The organism is Ferruginibacter sp. SUN002 (assembly GCF_050611725.1).
Classification (GTDB): Bacteria; Bacteroidota; Bacteroidia; order Chitinophagales; family Chitinophagaceae; genus Ferruginibacter.
This window is the reverse complement of the sequence record NZ_JBODJB010000001.1, coordinates 1,050,549-1,067,363: the sequence shown is the minus strand read 5'-3', so window position 1 is coordinate 1,067,363 and position 16,815 is coordinate 1,050,549. Positions and strand designations below refer to the sequence as shown.

The window sequence follows — 16,815 nt, the reverse complement described above, 5'->3', positions numbered from 1 at the left end:
ATTTTATTGTAAATAATTAAATTGTTGCTATAACTGATACACCGCCTTGCACTTTTTGATTCAATTCAACATTAACCTTAGTACCAACAGGTAAAATCAGGTCTACCCTACTTCCAAATTTAATAAAGCCCATTTCTTCGGCCTGATTAACCTTTTGGCCCACCTGCAAATAATTTACGATACGCTTTGCCAATGCTCCTGCAATTTGTTTCACCAACACCTGCGTATCTCCTTTTCTTATTACCACACTATGTCTTTCATTTTCGGTAGATGATTTTGGATGCCATGCTACCAGGTACTTTCCTTTGTGATACTGGTTATAGACTACATCGCCACTTAAAGGATTTCTGTTTACATGCACATTTGCAGGGCTCATAAAAATTGATATTTGCAAACGCTTATCTTTAAAATATTCCTCATCAACAATTTCTTCAATTACCACTACTTTGCCATCGCAAGGAGACACAATAGAACTTTCGTTAATGGTAAGTTTACGATTCGGTATCCTAAAAAAAGATATAAGAAAAAGCAATAGGCCTAATGTGGCAAAAAATATGATCCAACCCAAAAGTGGACAGTCTGCACTAAAAAAATAAAAATAAAGGAAATTAATTGCTCCAAAGATCAAACTTCCAATAGCAATACTTTTATAACCTTCTCTGTGAATCGTCATGCTTTAAAATTGAGGAACAAAGATACGCTACAAGATGCAAGCAGCAAGGGACAAGCAAAACAATTTAGAAACAAACTATTAAATTGAAACTCAAATAAATAGTTGAATATATACCCAAACAAATGGTGTTGCTATTAATAATGAATCAAATCTATCTAGAAAACCTCCGTGTCCGGGCATGATAGTACCGCTGTCTTTTACATTGGCCATACGCTTGATCTTACTTTCTAACAGATCTCCTGCTGTGCCAAATACGGCACAAATAGCAGCTATTGCTAACCAGTGTTTTACTGTTATCTCTTTTGCCATTGGTACATAGTATCCTAATAGTCCTATTACCGCAATACAAAGTATGGCACCACCTATGGTTCCTTCCCAGGTTTTTTTGGGAGATATTTTTGAGAATGGTGTTTTGCCGATCAATGAACCAACGATATAGGCCATTGTATCATTTATCCAGATAGAAAATATTATAGCGCATGGAAGTAAATAAGAATAGGTGCCGTTAGAAATATCTATTGATGCATTCAGCTCCCATTTTGTTGATAGATGTGCCAACAAAACAATAGGAAGAGAAATATACAATACACCTGAAAGAATGTATTTTTTATATTGATCACCATATATTTTCTTTAAAAGGTTTACAAATTCTATCCAACAGCCTATATGAATGATTGAAAATAAAATTAAAAAACTCCAGAAATTCCAGAAAAGCCCGGTTAACATAACCACTACAAAAATTGCTGCAGTTAACGAACGTGTTTTTAAAGTCTCGACATTTAGTGCCATAAAAATTATGCGTAATTAGTAAATGGGTTATCACTATATGGCACCTCTGCTGCTTCTTTCGCTTCAATCGCTTGGCGGTTCTTAGAACTTAATTTTTCAAAAACGATGAATAGCCCAATCAGTATTGTCAACGTAATAAATAAACTCCATATTGGCATTTTCATATCCATATCATTCACATCAATTTTGGCTCCCTTAGTTTTATTCAGAAAGAAGAGTTGCGTTAATGCCATCAAATTATTCATAAAATGAGCAAAAGTGTTTACCCAAATATTTTTGCTTCTATAAAAAAGCAATCCGAGCGAAAGCCCAAGAATAAACCTGCTTATAAAAAGATAATATGAAGCATGTACCAAACTAAAAACCAAAGAAGTAATAACAATAGCTACGATCGGTTTCTTTATCCATTTAACTAACAAATTTTGAAGCACTCCTCTAAATGCCAGTTCTTCAAATAATGCAGGTAAAAAAGCAATAATAAAAACACCGGTAAAAAATTGCGGCCATGTTTTCAATCCGCTCATGGCCATCACGGCTTTGTTATAGGTTTCTTCCGCACCTTGTGCAAGTTTGTCAATTGCAGGAAAATGTGCCAAAACAGATTTACTGATATCTGCAAATGGCGTAGCAAACGGCGTGGTGGCCAGAATGATCAAAAATGCCAACCCGATCTGCAATAAATTAAAATGTGCATTGAAGCCGGCCCAACTGAATTTTTTATGACAAACAATGATAAACGCAACAGAAGGAATAAATAAAAGAAAAAATGTTCCAAATATCTGTGACAACTGCATATAAACTGCATTCTCTGGTTTCATTAAGGCTTCAAGCATTGCATCTGCAACTTTTGAAAGCGGCAGCGAATTTGCGCCTAAAGCTTTATACCCAAAATAAAGTTGAATAGCTCCGGCAAGTATTAGTCCCACTCCTAGAAAACCAAACAGAATTCCCAATTGAGCCCAACCTGTAAATCCTCTGGCACTTTTATATTGCATTAATAAAATAATTTAGATGCAAATTTACATGAAATACTTGTGCTGCAATGCCTAATTGACAAACGGTCAACACTAACACTTCGGTTTTCATCTGAAACTTGTTTAAGGCATCATTGCCCATCTTTGTAAAAAAAACATGAACTTTGCAGGAATTATTCCTTTTCCCTGAATTGAAAGGATGTAAAATAAGTAATGATTTACGTAGATAAAATAGAACTCCCTGATTTTCCACTACTTCTTGCACCTATGGAAGATGTAAGCGATCCGCCGTTCCGTGCCGTGTGTAAGGACAAGGGTGCAGATCTTATGTACACAGAATTCATCAGCAGTGAAGGTTTGATAAGAGATGCTATTAAAAGCAGAAAAAAGTTAGACATTTTCGATTATGAAAAACCTGTAGGCATACAAATTTTTGGTGGCGATGAAGAGAGTTTAGCATTAGCGGCTAAAATTGTTGATGTTACCAATCCTGATCTGTTGGATATAAACTTTGGTTGCCCTGTAAAAAAAGTGGCTTTGAAAGGAGCCGGCGCCGGTGTACTAAAAGATCTTGATCTGATGGTTCGTTTAACCAGCGCCGTTGTAAAATCAACTTCATTACCCGTTACGGTTAAAACAAGATTGGGTTGGGATGAGCACACAAAAAATATCGAAGAGGTAGCAGAGCGTTTACAGGATGTTGGTATAAAAGCTTTAGCCATTCACGGACGTACCCGTACGCAAATGTATAAAGGCGAAGCGGATTGGGAGTTGATCGGTAAAGTGAAAAACAATCCACGTATTAAAATACCCATCTTCGGAAACGGCGATATTGATAGTCCGCAAAAAGCAGTAGAATATAAAAATAAATATGGTGTAGATGGAGTGATGATCGGCAGGGCCGCAATTGGCTACCCATGGATATTTGATGAGATCAAACATTTTATCAAAACCGGTGAAATGTTGCCTGCTCCAAGCATTGAAGACAGAGTAGAAGTTTGCAAAAAACATTTACATAAATCTTACGAATGGAAAGGGCCTGTGGTTGGTATCTTTGAAATGCGTCGTCATTATACCAATTATTTAAAAGGGCTACCGGGCATAAAAGATTATCGCCTACAATTGGTTACTTTAAAAACGGTTGAAGAAATTGATGCAGTGCTAGATGAGATCGTAACGAAATATGCAGGTTATGAGTTTGAAAAAACTCCGATCGAATTGATCAATTATCATGAGAAGTGTCCGATAAATTAGAGTCGGGGTATTATAGCGCCCCAACTCTACTCAAAGTCGCATTTTGGCTCGATTGATACACCAATGGTATTTCTTCAATCACTACATCACTTTTATCCAACCCAAAAGCCTTTTCATCTCTTTGTCCAAGACTTTTAAGTTTAAAATACGCCTGTAATAAAAGGCTATCTTTTAAAGCAAACTCATTTTCAACAGAAATAAATTTTTCAATCACCACAAATTTAAAATCAGGTTCATTATTATATTTTGTAGAGCCGTCGGGTCGAATATGCAAATTCAATTCTTTATTTGCAACCAACTCCTGAACAATTTTTTTAAAATACATTTCTGTTTTAGGCTGAATTCTGAAACCAATATTGATATTTACTTTTATTACTTTATCATCTACCAATTCAGATATATCATAACTCATTGTAAACGGCTCTTCTGTTCGATTGATGTGTACAAACCAATACACATCAGCTCTTTTAGGCTTCTTAGAGAAAATCGATTTCATCAATTTCTCTTCAATTTGTGTACGACTATTTGCTTTTGTCAGATAAATAAGGTGTGTAGAAAATTTTGGAATGGAATCATCATTGCTTAGCTCAATCAATTGTGGAGTATATTTTCCAAGATCAACAAACTTGGTAAATCTGTTATTTATTTTTCTTGCATAATACCAAACATACATGATCATAAAAATGAACAATTCAAAAAACAAAAACATCCAGCGTTCTTTTATTTTGGCAACATTGGCTATAAAGAAAGATGTTTCAATAATAGTAAGCAAACCAATTACTAATGTAACATAAACCTGATTCCACTTAAGCCTGAACTTCAGATAAAAATTAAGCAACACGGTTGTCATCATCATGGCAATGGTGATGGAAAAACCATAAGCCGCTTCCATTGAAGAAGATGTTTTAAAATACAAGATCATCAACACACAACCAAACCACAAAATTGTGTTTACACTCGGAATATAAATTTGTCCCTTAATATCTGACGGTTGCCTTACAGTTACCCTTGGCCAAAAATTCAAGTTCATTGCTTCGCTAACCAATGTGAATGAACCGCTGATCAAGGCCTGAGATGCAATGATAGCAGCAGCGGTGGCAATGATTATACTGGGAACTAAAAACCAATGTGGCATCATTTCAAAAAACGGATTTAAGCCATTCAATGTTGACGATTTTAAATTCATGATCCATGCAGCTTGACCAATATAATTGATCACCAAACTTATTTTAACAAAGATCCAAGTGATACGAATGTTTCTTATACCACAATGGCCAAGATCGCTATACAATGCTTCTGCCCCTGTTGTAGCTAAGAAAACGGCGCCCAACAACCAAAACCCTTTTGGATAATTTACTAATAATTGATACCCGTAATAAGGATTCAATGATTTTAATACACCAGGGGAATGTATCAATTCTTTAAGCCCAACAACTAATAACATTGTAAACCAAATGGTCATTACCGGGCCAAAAGCTTTACCAATTTTTTGCGTACCAAATCTTTGGAAAAAGAAAAGTGAAGAAATAATCCCAATGACTATAGCAATAGTGATAGTACTCCCGGGAGCAAAAACATGCTCTAACCCATTTACTGTACCCAACCCTTCAATTGCAGAAGCAATAGAGATAGGTGGCGTAATAATTCCATCGGCCAGTAAGGTTGTAGCTCCCAATATCGTTATAATGGCCAACTTTTTATTATATCTTTTTACCAAGGCAAATAAAGAAAAAACGCCACCTTCACCATGGTTATCGGCTTTTAAAGTAAGCCAGATATATTTTATCGTAGTCTGAAAAAACAATGTCCAAAAGACCAATGAAACTCCGCCATAAACAAGCGTTTCATCGATTTGCCTTTCACCAACAATAGCTTTTAAAACATACAAAGGGCTGGTACCAATATCTCCGTAAATAATTCCTAATGCTACTAGCAATGAGGCAATAGTTACCCTGTTCAAACTTTTATGATTTGAATTCATCTTAAAAAATTAATATGTGATTGTGATTATTCTTTTACTACAAAGCGATAGCCGATTCCGGATTCCGTAACAATAATTTCCGGTCTGTTAGCATCCGCTTCAATTTTTTTTCTTAATTGTGCTATAAAAACCCGTAAGTATTGCGATTGATTGATGTATCCAGGGCCCCATACTTCTTTTAATAAATACTGATGTGTTAAAACCTTTCCTTCATTTTTAGCAAATAGTGAGAGTAGACTATATTCTGTCACAGTAAGCTTTACGACAACATCATCCTTTTTAACTACACGTAATAATAAATCTATCTGAATATTTCCACAATGAATCACTGGTGTATTTCCTGCGTTTATACTTCCACGTAATGCAGACCGAATACGTGCAAGCAGCTCTCCTGTTCTAAAAGGCTTCACTAAATAATCGTTGGCCCCATTATCCAGCGCTTTAACAATATTTTCTTCGTTTGCAAGTGCAGATAGTATAATAACAGGATTAGTAAACCATTCTCTTAATTTCACCAAAACAGCATGACCGCTTTCATCCGGCAAACCAAGGTCTAAAATAATAAGATCCGGAGGATGATTGGCTGCAACAACAAACCCTTCTTTTGCAGTTTTAGCAAGCTTTACCATAAAACCATTACTCTCCAATGTTATTTCGAGCAACTTTTGTATAGCGGCTTCGTCGTCAATTACTAAAATCTCTGCCCTATTCATTTTTTAAATTTTTAAGGTAAGATGTTTCTGCGGCAATACTGATAGTGAACCTTGCACCGCCGGTACTGGTGTTTTCAAGATGCACTGAGCCGCCCATTGCTTCTGTAAATCCTTTTACAATTGATAGCCCCAAACCCGTACCTCCCGGTTTGCTGTTATTCAAACGATAAAATTTATTAAATACATTGCTGATTTCATTTGTAGGAAAGCCCTCTCCGTTATCTTCGATAATTATTTGCAAAAGATCTGTGTGGCAGAGCGCTACAATATCTATTCGGCAATTCGGTGCCGTATACAATACAGCATTGTTTAAAATATTATAAACCACCTGTTCCAAAATTCCTTTATCAATCTTAAAAAATGGAATAGAAGGGTTGATGTTAACTGTGATTTTTTGTAAGGGGCTACTATTCTCTTCCACTTTCTTAACCGTACTATAAATAAGCTCTTCAATATCGCACCAGTCTTTCTTAGGCTGAATAATTCCTGAATCTATTCTCGACATATTCAATAAATTATCAACCTGATTATTTAATCGAAATGATGCTTTTGAAATTTCGTCTATTAGTTCATGATTTTGTAATAAAGACAAGTTTTTACTATTGGTCTGTAAATTATCTGTAGCTGCAATGATAGTGGCAATGGGTGTTCTCAATTCATGCGAAAGGGAATTAAGCAAAGTATTGTATAGCTTTATTGTATTTGCTTTTTCTTCTTTTTGGGCAGCAATTTTTTCTATCTGTCTTATTTTATAGGTCAGTGCAGCATTGACCAATGCAATGATAAAATACATTAAGAATAAAATACGATCTTCGGTTGAATCAATCCTGAAAGTAAAATGTGGCGGTATAAAAAAGAAATTCCAGATCAATGCAGTTAATACTGCGGAAAGTAGTACAGGCAGTATATCAAATACAACAGCAAGCAAAGAAATAGTTATTAATAAAATAAAAGCTATTACTCTATATCCGATATAAGTTGAAAGGAAATGACAAAATATAGTTACTGCCAAAACAAGTAACCCACTTATAATGTATTGTTTTGGCTTACTGAACTTATGTAATAGTAGTGCTGTCATTTATTTTTAATTGACAATACAAAAGTAAACCAGAACTTATAAGCAGCTTGTAAAACTATTGAAGTTAGGTATAAAGATTTTATAAAGATTATGAACTGGATTCTATTTCCCTACAAACTCTTTCAATCCCTTTGTATATTCCTTCGCTCTCTTCTCTGCAAAATAATCGGCTCCTAAACTCACCACTGCTTCTATTGCTAAAGCAATACCCAATCCAACCCAAAAAGTTTTATCTAAATTATTCTTAAAGGAAACAATTAGTCCAAGCCCGATAAGTAATAACGCTATTTCAAAATAACGGATAGCAACAAAATTCTTATTTACCTTTTCCATTCTGGGAAGTTCCTTTGCTTTTAATTCGCCGGGATTTAGATCATAGGCATATACATTACATTGTCGATCTCCATCACTTCTTTTGTAAACAGTTATACCAACTACCAAATGCATAATACCTACTACAAAAAAAGGAATAGCAGCCCCTTTGTACCAATTTGTTTTTAAGTAAAAGAAAAAGATCAAAGCAAGAATAATAGCAGCAACTCCTACAATGATAAATAACAGGCTTTCATTTTTTTCCGCAATAAAATATTTTTCAATATCAGTCTTAGAAAACATATAGCAATAATTTCCATGTAAGATAACAAAATTATTGCTGTACAGCATTTAGAACTTCTTCGCTTAAAGGAGAAACAGATGGCTCAAAATAATGTGTAAGTATACCATTTTCATTGATAAGATATTTTGCGAAGTTCCATGTTGGTCTTTGTTTGTTCCAACCGTTCTTCTCCGTATTGGTAAGCCATTGGTACACCTCATGCTGGTTGCTTTTTTTAACTACCACGCTTTTTTGCATAATCGGAAAGCTGATGCCAAAATTGATTTTACAGAATCCGGCAATTTCTTCATCACTCCCTTTTTCTTCCTCTTTAAAATCATTTGCTGGAAATGCTAATACTACTAATTTATCTTTATGTAATTGATATAGTTTTTCTAAATCGCTATATTGATTTGTATAGGCACAATTAGATGCCGTGTTGACGATCAATACTTTTTTATTTTTCAAACCGGAAAATCCAAATAGAAGTCTGTCATTTTTTACTGCATTCAAATCATAAAATGATTGTAATGGCTGAATCATCTGATCATTGGTTTGTACGGGCTTTACCTTTCTTATCAACTTTGCAAGAATCATCCATATCGGGTACACAAACTGCAAAAACTTTTGTCGTATAGTCACGTAATCTCTTTATTTTTATTCTTTGGCAAGATACCACAAAACAATTTTATGACGGATGAACAATATATGCAGTTGGCACTAAAAGAAGCCAAACGTGCTTTTGATGAAGGCGAAGTGCCTGTGGGTGCTGTTGTGGTAATGAACGACAGAATAATTGCCAAAGGTTATAATCAAGTTGAAAAATTAGCTGACAGCACAGCTCATGCAGAGATCATTGCATTGACCGCTGCATTTAATTTTCTCGGTAGCAAATACCTGCCCGAAGCTACTTTATACGTTACCGTTGAGCCCTGTTTAATGTGCTCAGGGGCACTTTACTGGAGCAAGATCGGTAAGATCGTTTGGGGTACCGATGATGAAAAGAACGGGCACAGAAAAAACACTTCGCCCAATAACCCGTTTCACCCCAAAACTGAATTGGTAAGCGGCATTCTTCAACAAGAATGCGCCCAACTCATGAAAGATTTTTTCAAAGCCAGGAGATAGTTTTCGAATTACGAAAAACAAAAAATTAGCCCGTTGTTTTTCATTATTTAGATAGTAATTTTGTCATCCATTTAAAACAATCATTAAAAATACAATTATGGCATTTTCACTACCGGCTTTACCATATGCACACGATGCATTAGAGCCACATATCGACACAACAACAATGCAAATACACCATGGTAAACACCATCAGGCGTATGTAGATAATTTAAACAAAGCTATTGCAGGTACGGATAACGAAAGTAAAACGTTAGAGCAATTGGTTGCTGCTGCAGGTAGTATCAGTCCGGCTGTTCGTAACAATGGTGGCGGGCATTGGAACCATACTTTTTTCTGGGAAAGTTTAGCTCCTACTACAGGAGGTACTCCTTCAGGAGATTTAGCCGCTGCAATTGATTCAGCCTTCGGTTCATTCGATGCATTCAAAGAAAAATTTGCTGCTGCAGGTATGACTCGTTTTGGTAGCGGTTGGGCATGGCTAATTGTTAAAGACGGCAAATTAGAAGTTTCATCTACACCAAATCAAGACAATCCTTTAATGGATGTTGCTGATGTAAAAGGCACACCAATTTTAGGTTGTGATGTATGGGAACATGCTTACTACTTAAAATATCAAAACCGCCGTGCTGATTACTTGGCTGCGTTTTGGAGTGTAGTTAACTGGAGTAAAGTAGCTGAAAGATTTAGTGCTGCTAAATAGTATTTTCAATTTTATTTAAAAACGCCGTCCCTACAAAAGGATGGCGTTTTTATTTGTAGGGAACATGGATAAATCTGTGTTGATCCAAAAAAATACGGGTCATCCGTGTTCCTATCTAGGGCACCGGGTCATGTCCATGCCCACCCCATGGATGACAGCGTGAAACTCTCTTCAATGTCAACCAAAACCCTTTTACCGGGCCATATTTTTTAAAAGCGTCTATTCCGTACTGTGAGCAGGTTGGCGTGTACCTACATTTATTGCCCAACCATGGAGAAATGATCCACTGGTATAATTTTATTGCTACAATAAAAGGGAAACTAAGTATTTGTAGCAGTGTTTTCATTTAATAATTTTTGCAATTGCTTTAGTGCTTTTGTCATTTTAGAAAACACAAGATCATACTCCGGGATTTCATTTCCGCTAAAAATAAAAAATACATTCATCCCTTTATTACCGGTAATCACTAGTTGTTGTAGTTCCTTTTTTTGTAAGCGATAAGCCTCTCTCATCAGTCGCTTAACTTTATTTCTATCTACTGCACGTTTAAAGTTTTTACTACTTACGGTAAACCCTGCTTGAAGCAATGTTCTTTTAACGACAACCAACGGGCTACTGACCACTGAACTATTGTCCGTCGTCTGCCCTCCATCGTCTGACGCCAACAAATAAATAATTCTGAATGGGAATACAGAAAAGGACTTACCCTCCTTAAACAATTGATCTATTGCCTTACGGCTTTTCAACCTTTCGTTCTTACCAAGTGTGTATCGTATCTTCTTCTCCAATTATACAAAATTAAAAAAGCCCTCCAAAGGAGAGCTGAATATTTTTAAAATCCGTATTACAGAATTTTGTTATTCTATTTTTTACCGAATCTTTCGTCAGACACTGTTAACTTAACACGTCCTTTTTTACGGCGACTTGCCAAAACCTTGCGGCCGTTAGCAGTTTGCATACGTTGACGAAAACCATGCACCGATTTACGACGGCGTACATGGGGCTGGAAGGTTCTTTTTTTACCTGGCATTTTATTAGTTTTTTCCTTTTACAAAATTAATTTCTACTAACATCCATCGGGGCACCATCCCCGTTGATTGTGAAAGGACGGCAAAAGTAGTAAATAATTATGAATTATGAGTTATGAATATTGAATTTATTGGTTTTTATAAGGCTAAATGCGTCGATTTTATTGGTTTTCCGAAGAAAATGGAGGCATGATCATCAAAATCTTCCGCAGAATCGGTCGTAAAAAAGCCGATTTGGCCATTTTTCGATAGGTTTTGATCAATTTCCGGATGTCTTTCAAGGTAATTGGCTAAACTTTTTGCCACGATCTGTCCCTGCGAAACAATTTGAATATTCGAGGGAACGAAGTGCCTGATCTTATCTATCAATAAGGGGTAATGCGTACAAGCCAACAATAAGGTATCAATTTGAGGAGATTGATCCATTATATTGTCGATATGGCGTTTTACAAAGTAATCGGCGCCATGCATATTGTGTTCATTGTTTTCTACCAATGGCACCCACATCGGGCAGGCTTCCTGATAAACTTTTACATCCGGGTAAAATTTTTCTATTTCTATCGGGTATGAATTAGATTGAATCGTTCCGGCTGTTCCTAAAATTCCAATATGTTTTGTGGTAGTAATATTGCCTATGATTTCTGTTGTGGGCCTAATAACACCTAATACTCTTTTGGTGGGATCGATTTTTTCCAGATCATTTTGCTGAATGGTTCTTAAGGCTTTTGCAGAGGCGGTGTTACAGGCCAGAATTACCAACGGACAACCTTGATCGAAAAACCACTTTACACATTCCAGCGTGTATTCGTAAACGGTAGCAAAGCTTCTTGGTCCATAAGGTGCACGGGCATTATCTCCCAGATACAAGTAGTCATAAGCAGGCAGCATATTGACTATTTCTTTCAAAACAGTCAGCCCACCGTAACCACTATCAAAAACTCCAATTGCTCCCTTGTTTGCCATGATCCAAAAATAAGTTTAAATAAAATATCAGCTAAATAAAAAAACCATCCTTATACAGGATGGTTTCAAAAATTTTTATTCAAATGAATTATTGACCTGCACCGGTTTTAACAGGAGCTTTGGCAGGAGCCGGATCTTTAATACCTAATTGTTTTTTCACCAATGGTAAGATATCATCTGCCGGAGGCATAACAATAAGCGTATTGGCATCTAAAATATATCCGTACCCGTTTGCTTTTGCAACAGCTTTAATGGCATCAGATGCTTTTTTGCGGATTGGCCCAACCAACACTTGATTTTTTTCACCGATCATTTGTTGCATTGTTTGATTCCAGTTTTGTACTTTTTGGTATAAAGCAAAAAGATCGTTTCTTTTTAACTCTTTTTGACCTGCAGTCATTTTACTTGAATCTGCAATAAATATGCTGTCTTTTTCATTTAATTCCATGATATACTCATCTCTTTGCATTTCAAGTGATGCTTGGTAATCCTGCAGAATAGAATCTGCTGATTTTGCTTCTGGCATTGCACCAATTAGATCTTCTGTGCTGATGTAACCAATTTTAGATTGAGCGTTACTTGTTGTTGAAATTCCTAAAATTGAAACCCCGATCGCTAATACAGTAAATACTTTTTTCATTGTTCTTGTTTAATTTATATAGTTTGTTTTTAAAGGTAATTGGCTGCATTTACCAATACGCTTTATAATTTATTTAACACCCAAAATTTTAAGGACATCTTCGCTTCTATCCAGTTTTGGGTCGGCAAATATAACGGTAATTCCTTCACTTTTATCCAAAATAAAATCGAATGATTTTTCTACTGCCAGCTTCTGAATGGCGTTATAAACCTTGTCTTGTATTGGCTTGATAAGCTCTTGTCTCTTTTTAAAAAGATCACCTTCAAAGCCGAAACGTTTTTTTTGAAGGTCTCTTAGTTCTTTTTCCTTGTTAAACAACTCGTCTTCTCTTTTCTTTTTCAGATCATCGGGCAGCATAATCTGTTCAGCATCATAATCTTTGTACATCTTATCCAAGGCAGCCTGTTTGTTGTCTATTTCCTGTTGCCATTGTTCACTGAACTTATCCAGCTTGGTTTGCGACTCTTTATATTCAGGTAGTTTTTCCAAAATATATTTTGAATCAATTACGGCATAACGTTGTGCATTGGTAATTAGTGCTGCTAATAATAGCCCAAAAGCTATCAGTAATGTTTTTTTCATATTGTTAGAATTTTTGATCAAATATTATTCAGGCTCCTGTCCTAACATAAAAGTAAACTTGAAAGCACTTTTAAGTGGTTCGCCTGCTTTTATCCTATCAAGGCCTATGCCATAATCAAAACCAAGCAATCCAAACATTGGCAGGAAGAAACGCATACCAACACCTGCAGACCTACGTAATCTGAAAGGGTTATAATCTTTGAATTTGTACCATCCGTTTGCTGCTTCAAAAAATGTTAAGCCATAAATAGTACTGCTCGGGTTGGTGCTGAAAGGATACCTCAACTCCAATGTATATTTATTGAAAATAGTAAAAAACTCTGATGGTGTAATATTATCCGGGTTTACTTTAGGGTTAGAAGTTGAATAAACCGGGTATCCTCTCTGTGCAATGATATCATAACCAAGTAATGCAAAATTGTTGCTCAGCCCTGCATCACCTACTTGAAAACGTTCGAAAGGAGAAACTTCCAGGTCTCTGTTATATTTTCCGATAAAACCGAATTTTGCAGCAGCTTTCAAAATAAACTGTTTGCTCTTATCTGCTCCATGACCAACTCCCAACGGCACATAATATTCTCCATTAAAACGCCATTTGTGGAACTCCGGATAACGATACGGATTGTCTTCAGGCTTTGTAATACCCATCAAAGAGTAAGGTAGTGTAAATTGACCGCTCAGCATGAAGTTTGAACCGCCTGTCGGGAATATAGGATTACCCTGTGTGGCACTTCTTGCCAAAGCAATTTTTAAACTGATATTGGTAGAAGTTCCGTTATCGATTCCCTTAAAAATATTTGAGTAGTTTTTCAATTTATACTGCTGTAGATTGAATGCATAGATCAATGAAAAATAATCGTCCGGCCATTTCAATTGTTTTCCCAATGAAACCCCAATACCTACAGTTTTAATGAAAGATGTATCTCCGCAAGATCTGCAATAAGATCCGGTAAACGGATCGTACGCATTAGCATATTTTGTATTAAAATAACTTACTGTAAATGCATTACGTTTTTTTCCTCCTAACCATGGCTCTGTAAAAGAGAAGTTGTACGACCTGTATGCCTTACCGTTAGATTGTATCCTTGCACTCAATTTTTGTCCATCGCCTGACGGTAAAGGATCCCACGTGGACTTTCTGAAAATATTATTGATCGAGAAATTATTGAAGGTAATCCCTAATGTACCAGTTAGACCAATACCGCCGCCAAAACCGGCAGATAATTCCAGCTGATCATTCGATTTTTCTTCTACGCCCCAGTCAATATCCACTGTTCCATTATCAGCATTCGGCACTACATTCGGTGTTGTTTTTTCCGGATTAAAAAACCCTAACTGTCCAAGTTCCCTTTGTGTACGGATAATATCTGCACGACTGAATTTTTCTCCAGGAATGGTTCTGAGTTCTCTGCGGATAACATAATCTTTTGTCTTATCATTTCCGGTAATTCCAATCTTACCAATAGTAGCCTGCGGCCCTTCCATCATTCTTATTTCAAAGTTGATGGTATCGTTATAAACAGATGTTTCAACGGGATCCACCCTAAAGAATAGGTATCCGTCGTCCATGTATAAACTACTGATATCGCCACCTTCGGCAGATAATTGTTTCCCTAATCTTTTATTTAAGATATCAAGATTGTAAATATCTCCTTTCCTTATCCCCAATAAAACATTTAAAATAGAATCGGAGTATTTAGTATTTCCTCGCCAAACAATATCACCAAAATAATACCGGCGGCCTTCGTTTACTTTAACATGAATATCTACATTACCAGCTTTGTTATATACTTGTGTATCTGCAACAATAACAGCATCTCTGTATCCCTGAGCATTATAATAATTTAAAAGCGATTCTTTATCTTCTTCATGCTTTGTTTCATTATACTTAGCAGAGCTGAAGAGTTTAAATCTGAAATATGGGTCAAGTAATTGTTTTGTTTTGGAAATTGATAAGAATCCGAAATCTCCTAAATATTCTTTAAACGTAAGTTGAGTATTTCTCAAACTATCGGAAATAAAAGGGCTGCTGTATTTAGGTGGATAAAGCGTAAAGCGGCTCATTTCCTTTGTGCCTCTCATTTGTTTTTTCAGCTTTGCATCCGGCAAATTGTCGTTACCGTAAAAGTTCAATGAATTTACTTTTACTTTATTTCCCTTGTTGATATAAAAAGTTAGTGATACCGCATTTGTTAATTCAGGCATTGCTTCTTCTTTCACATCAACTGTTACATTACGGTAAGCCTTATCGTAATAATGTTTTTTAATGAGTTCTATAGCCGAAAGCTTCATGTTCTCTGTTACAACCCTGTCTCTGGAAAGTCCTACTTTCGTTTCAAGGTCATCCTGCTCACCTTTTTTAACCCCAATAAATTTAAAATCTGCTAATCGTGGTCTTTCTGTAACGGCAAGTTCAACAGTAATATTTTTATCAACCAGCTTTGTAATGAAAACTTCAACATCGGCAATCAGGTTTTGTCGCCAGAGTTTTCCGATGGCTTTGCTGAATGCATCTGTTCCGGGAATCTGCACTTTATCACCTATTGCTAATCCTGAAATTGATATGATTAGATTTGGATCGAATGCCTTTGTACCGGAAACCTGTATGTCTGAAATGGTATATTCAACAGGAGTTTTTGCATTGAATATCTCCATTAATCTAGGGTCAATGGATACCGGTTGAGTGGTATCGGAAATACTGTGGGCCTTTGCTGAAATGCCAAAAGAAAATAATATTGCTAGTGAGAAAATGGTCCGGTAAATACGCTGCATCCAATTGGTTTTTTACGATCGGCAAATTAAGCCCAATAATGAAAACTATTTGTTAAACATCTTTAACACTCTATTTAGTGAAAAGAAAACTATAAAATGACTAATTATTTGTTGTTGCTTCCTGTTTTATCTGCTCACCTGTCTTACCAAAACGTCTTTCTCTCCCTTGAAAATCCAATATGGCTTCATAAAGGTTTTCCTTTCTGAAATCCGGCCATCTTGTATTGGTAAAATATAGCTCTGCATAAGCAAGTTGATACAATAAAAAGTTGCTGATACGATACTCGCCGCTTGTTCTGATCATCAGTTCGGGATCAGGAAACTCACTGGTGGAAAGGTATTGCTGTAAGGTTGACTGATCAATATCACCGGAATGCAGTTTGCCATTTTCAATATCTTTCGCCATGTGTTTAATGGCGGCAGTTATTTCCCAACGACTGCTGTAACTTAAAGCCATAATCAGGTTAAGTCCTGTATTGGTGGCAGTTTCGGCCAATGCCTCATTCAATTCATTCTTTGCGGAATCGGGTAACATACTCATATCTCCAATAACATGGAGCCTGATATTATTCTTATTCAGCGTAGGTACTTCTTTACGAATAGTATCTACCAATAACTCCATTAAACCGGTTACTTCATATTCTGGTCTGTCCCAATTTTCGGTACTAAAAGCATACAATGTAAGATATTCTATACCCAATTCAGCGCTTCCTTCCACAATATTTCTTACACTTTCTACGCCATGAAAATGCCCGAAAAGTCTGTCCTGACCTTGTTCTTTTGCCCATCGGCCGTTACCATCCATGATGATGGCAATATGCCTTGGCAGGCGGTTCATATCTATAGTATGTTTTAAACTCATATAATCTTACCGATATCCGGCTGAACTTAGGGCTGCAAAAGTAACAAAATTTAGTTGGAATAAGGGTTTTGGGTAAAAAT

Annotated in this window: 19 protein-coding genes; 3 read left to right on the top strand and 16 right to left on the bottom strand. The window is 36.1% G+C overall.

Going from position 1 to position 16,815, the window contains the following annotated elements; all coding sequences use genetic code 11:
- Nucleotides 1–16: 16 nt before the first annotated feature.
- The 3 genes from ACQ33O_RS04760 to ACQ33O_RS04750 form a co-directional block, all read right to left on the bottom strand.
- Complete coding sequence (locus ACQ33O_RS04760) at nt 17–673, bottom strand: phosphatidylserine decarboxylase family protein (RefSeq protein ID WP_430994419.1); 657 nt, start codon at nt 671–673, stop codon at nt 17–19.
- Between the two features lie 90 nt (nt 674–763).
- Complete coding sequence (locus ACQ33O_RS04755) at nt 764–1,462, bottom strand: phosphatidate cytidylyltransferase (RefSeq protein WP_430994418.1); 699 nt, start codon at nt 1,460–1,462, stop codon at nt 764–766.
- A gap of 5 nt (nt 1,463–1,467) precedes the next feature.
- Nucleotides 1,468–2,457, bottom strand: coding sequence for a lysostaphin resistance A-like protein (locus tag ACQ33O_RS04750; RefSeq protein ID WP_430994417.1), 990 nt, complete (start codon nt 2,455–2,457; stop codon nt 1,468–1,470).
- Nucleotides 2,458–2,649: 192 nt separating this feature from the next.
- On the opposite strand from ACQ33O_RS04750, the gene dusB reads away from it, so the two are divergent.
- Nucleotides 2,650–3,690: a tRNA dihydrouridine synthase DusB gene (gene dusB / locus ACQ33O_RS04745; protein ID WP_430994416.1), complete on the top strand. Its 1,041-nt coding sequence runs from the start codon at nt 2,650–2,652 to the stop codon at nt 3,688–3,690.
- Between the two features lie 10 nt (nt 3,691–3,700).
- Here dusB and ACQ33O_RS04740 read toward each other — a convergent pair whose 3' ends face one another.
- The 5 genes from ACQ33O_RS04740 to ACQ33O_RS04720 all read right to left on the bottom strand — a co-directional run bounded on the left by ACQ33O_RS04740 (nt 3,701) and on the right by ACQ33O_RS04720 (nt 8,600).
- A complete protein-coding gene (locus tag ACQ33O_RS04740) occupies nt 3,701–5,671 on the bottom strand; it encodes a KUP/HAK/KT family potassium transporter (RefSeq protein ID WP_430994415.1) in 1,971 nt (656 codons plus the stop codon).
- 26 nt (nt 5,672–5,697) lie between these two features.
- Nucleotides 5,698–6,384 (bottom strand): response regulator, encoded by a 687-nt coding sequence (locus ACQ33O_RS04735; protein WP_430994414.1) that lies wholly within the window; start codon nt 6,382–6,384, stop codon nt 5,698–5,700.
- Entirely contained in the window at nt 6,377–7,462 is a 1,086-nt protein-coding gene (locus ACQ33O_RS04730; RefSeq protein ID WP_430994413.1) for a sensor histidine kinase, read from the bottom strand. The genes ACQ33O_RS04735 and ACQ33O_RS04730 overlap by 8 nt, the downstream gene beginning before the upstream one ends.
- 102 nt (nt 7,463–7,564) lie before the next feature.
- Nucleotides 7,565–8,077, bottom strand: a complete 513-nt coding sequence (locus ACQ33O_RS04725; protein ID WP_430994412.1) for a hypothetical protein — start codon at nt 8,075–8,077, stop codon at nt 7,565–7,567.
- Nucleotides 8,078–8,108: 31 nt separating this feature from the next.
- Entirely contained in the window at nt 8,109–8,600 is a 492-nt protein-coding gene (locus ACQ33O_RS04720) for a glutathione peroxidase (RefSeq protein ID WP_430994411.1), read from the bottom strand.
- Between the two features lie 147 nt (nt 8,601–8,747).
- On the opposite strand from ACQ33O_RS04720, the gene ACQ33O_RS04715 reads away from it, so the two are divergent.
- Nucleotides 8,748–9,185 (top strand): nucleoside deaminase, encoded by a 438-nt coding sequence (locus ACQ33O_RS04715; RefSeq protein WP_430994410.1) that lies wholly within the window; start codon nt 8,748–8,750, stop codon nt 9,183–9,185.
- Between the two features lie 97 nt (nt 9,186–9,282).
- Nucleotides 9,283–9,888 carry a superoxide dismutase gene (locus ACQ33O_RS04710; protein WP_430994409.1) on the top strand — a complete coding sequence of 202 codons (606 nt, stop codon included), beginning with the start codon at nt 9,283–9,285 and terminating at the stop codon, nt 9,886–9,888.
- 115 nt (nt 9,889–10,003) lie between these two features.
- Here ACQ33O_RS04710 and yidD read toward each other — a convergent pair whose 3' ends face one another.
- The 8 genes from yidD to ACQ33O_RS04670 form a co-directional block, all read right to left on the bottom strand.
- Nucleotides 10,004–10,234, bottom strand: coding sequence for a membrane protein insertion efficiency factor YidD (yidD, locus tag ACQ33O_RS04705; protein ID WP_430994408.1), 231 nt, complete (start codon nt 10,232–10,234; stop codon nt 10,004–10,006).
- Nucleotides 10,209–10,676 carry a ribonuclease P protein component gene (gene rnpA / locus ACQ33O_RS04700; RefSeq protein WP_430994407.1) on the bottom strand — a complete coding sequence of 156 codons (468 nt, stop codon included), beginning with the start codon at nt 10,674–10,676 and terminating at the stop codon, nt 10,209–10,211. The genes yidD and rnpA overlap by 26 nt, the downstream gene beginning before the upstream one ends.
- A gap of 74 nt (nt 10,677–10,750) precedes the next feature.
- Nucleotides 10,751–10,918, bottom strand: a complete 168-nt coding sequence (gene rpmH / locus ACQ33O_RS04695; RefSeq protein ID WP_229761966.1) for a 50S ribosomal protein L34 — start codon at nt 10,916–10,918, stop codon at nt 10,751–10,753.
- Nucleotides 10,919–11,054: 136 nt separating this feature from the next.
- Nucleotides 11,055–11,879 carry a glutamate racemase gene (gene murI / locus ACQ33O_RS04690; protein ID WP_430994406.1) on the bottom strand — a complete coding sequence of 275 codons (825 nt, stop codon included), beginning with the start codon at nt 11,877–11,879 and terminating at the stop codon, nt 11,055–11,057.
- Nucleotides 11,880–11,967: 88 nt separating this feature from the next.
- Nucleotides 11,968–12,519 (bottom strand): OmpH family outer membrane protein, encoded by a 552-nt coding sequence (locus ACQ33O_RS04685; RefSeq protein WP_430994405.1) that lies wholly within the window; start codon nt 12,517–12,519, stop codon nt 11,968–11,970.
- Between the two features lie 69 nt (nt 12,520–12,588).
- On the bottom strand, nt 12,589–13,101 hold the full coding sequence (locus ACQ33O_RS04680) for an OmpH family outer membrane protein (protein ID WP_430994404.1): 513 nt from the start codon (nt 13,099–13,101) through the stop codon (nt 12,589–12,591).
- A 24-nt stretch (nt 13,102–13,125) separates the two neighbouring features.
- Nucleotides 13,126–15,873: a BamA/OMP85 family outer membrane protein gene (locus ACQ33O_RS04675; protein ID WP_430994403.1), complete on the bottom strand. Its 2,748-nt coding sequence runs from the start codon at nt 15,871–15,873 to the stop codon at nt 13,126–13,128.
- A 100-nt stretch (nt 15,874–15,973) separates the two neighbouring features.
- Nucleotides 15,974–16,711 (bottom strand): isoprenyl transferase, encoded by a 738-nt coding sequence (locus ACQ33O_RS04670; RefSeq protein ID WP_430994402.1) that lies wholly within the window; start codon nt 16,709–16,711, stop codon nt 15,974–15,976.
- Between the last annotated feature and the right edge of the window lie 104 nt (nt 16,712–16,815).

Coding starts and splice junctions, on each gene's coding strand:
- ACQ33O_RS04750 (WP_430994417.1), bottom strand. CDS start 2,457: ATGCAATATAAAAGTGCCAGAGGATTTACAGGTTGGGCTCAATTGGGA.
- ACQ33O_RS04675 (WP_430994403.1), bottom strand. CDS start 15,873: ATGCAGCGTATTTACCGGACCATTTTCTCACTAGCAATATTATTTTCT.
- ACQ33O_RS04670 (WP_430994402.1), bottom strand. CDS start 16,711: ATGAACCGCCTGCCAAGGCATATTGCCATCATCATGGATGGTAACGGC.
- rpmH (WP_229761966.1), bottom strand. CDS start 10,918: ATGCCAGGTAAAAAAAGAACCTTCCAGCCCCATGTACGCCGTCGTAAA.
- ACQ33O_RS04725 (WP_430994412.1), bottom strand. CDS start 8,077: ATGTTTTCTAAGACTGATATTGAAAAATATTTTATTGCGGAAAAAAAT.
- ACQ33O_RS04720 (WP_430994411.1), bottom strand. CDS start 8,600: ATGATTCAGCCATTACAATCATTTTATGATTTGAATGCAGTAAAAAAT.
- murI (WP_430994406.1), bottom strand. CDS start 11,879: ATGGCAAACAAGGGAGCAATTGGAGTTTTTGATAGTGGTTACGGTGGG.
- ACQ33O_RS04755 (WP_430994418.1), bottom strand. CDS start 1,462: ATGGCACTAAATGTCGAGACTTTAAAAACACGTTCGTTAACTGCAGCA.
- ACQ33O_RS04710 (WP_430994409.1), top strand. CDS start 9,283: ATGGCATTTTCACTACCGGCTTTACCATATGCACACGATGCATTAGAG.
- ACQ33O_RS04730 (WP_430994413.1), bottom strand. CDS start 7,462: ATGACAGCACTACTATTACATAAGTTCAGTAAGCCAAAACAATACATT.
- ACQ33O_RS04740 (WP_430994415.1), bottom strand. CDS start 5,671: ATGAATTCAAATCATAAAAGTTTGAACAGGGTAACTATTGCCTCATTG.
- ACQ33O_RS04715 (WP_430994410.1), top strand. CDS start 8,748: ATGACGGATGAACAATATATGCAGTTGGCACTAAAAGAAGCCAAACGT.
- dusB (WP_430994416.1), top strand. CDS start 2,650: ATGATTTACGTAGATAAAATAGAACTCCCTGATTTTCCACTACTTCTT.
- ACQ33O_RS04760 (WP_430994419.1), bottom strand. CDS start 673: ATGACGATTCACAGAGAAGGTTATAAAAGTATTGCTATTGGAAGTTTG.
- yidD (WP_430994408.1), bottom strand. CDS start 10,234: ATGAAAACACTGCTACAAATACTTAGTTTCCCTTTTATTGTAGCAATA.
- ACQ33O_RS04680 (WP_430994404.1), bottom strand. CDS start 13,101: ATGAAAAAAACATTACTGATAGCTTTTGGGCTATTATTAGCAGCACTA.
- ACQ33O_RS04735 (WP_430994414.1), bottom strand. CDS start 6,384: ATGAATAGGGCAGAGATTTTAGTAATTGACGACGAAGCCGCTATACAA.
- ACQ33O_RS04685 (WP_430994405.1), bottom strand. CDS start 12,519: ATGAAAAAAGTATTTACTGTATTAGCGATCGGGGTTTCAATTTTAGGA.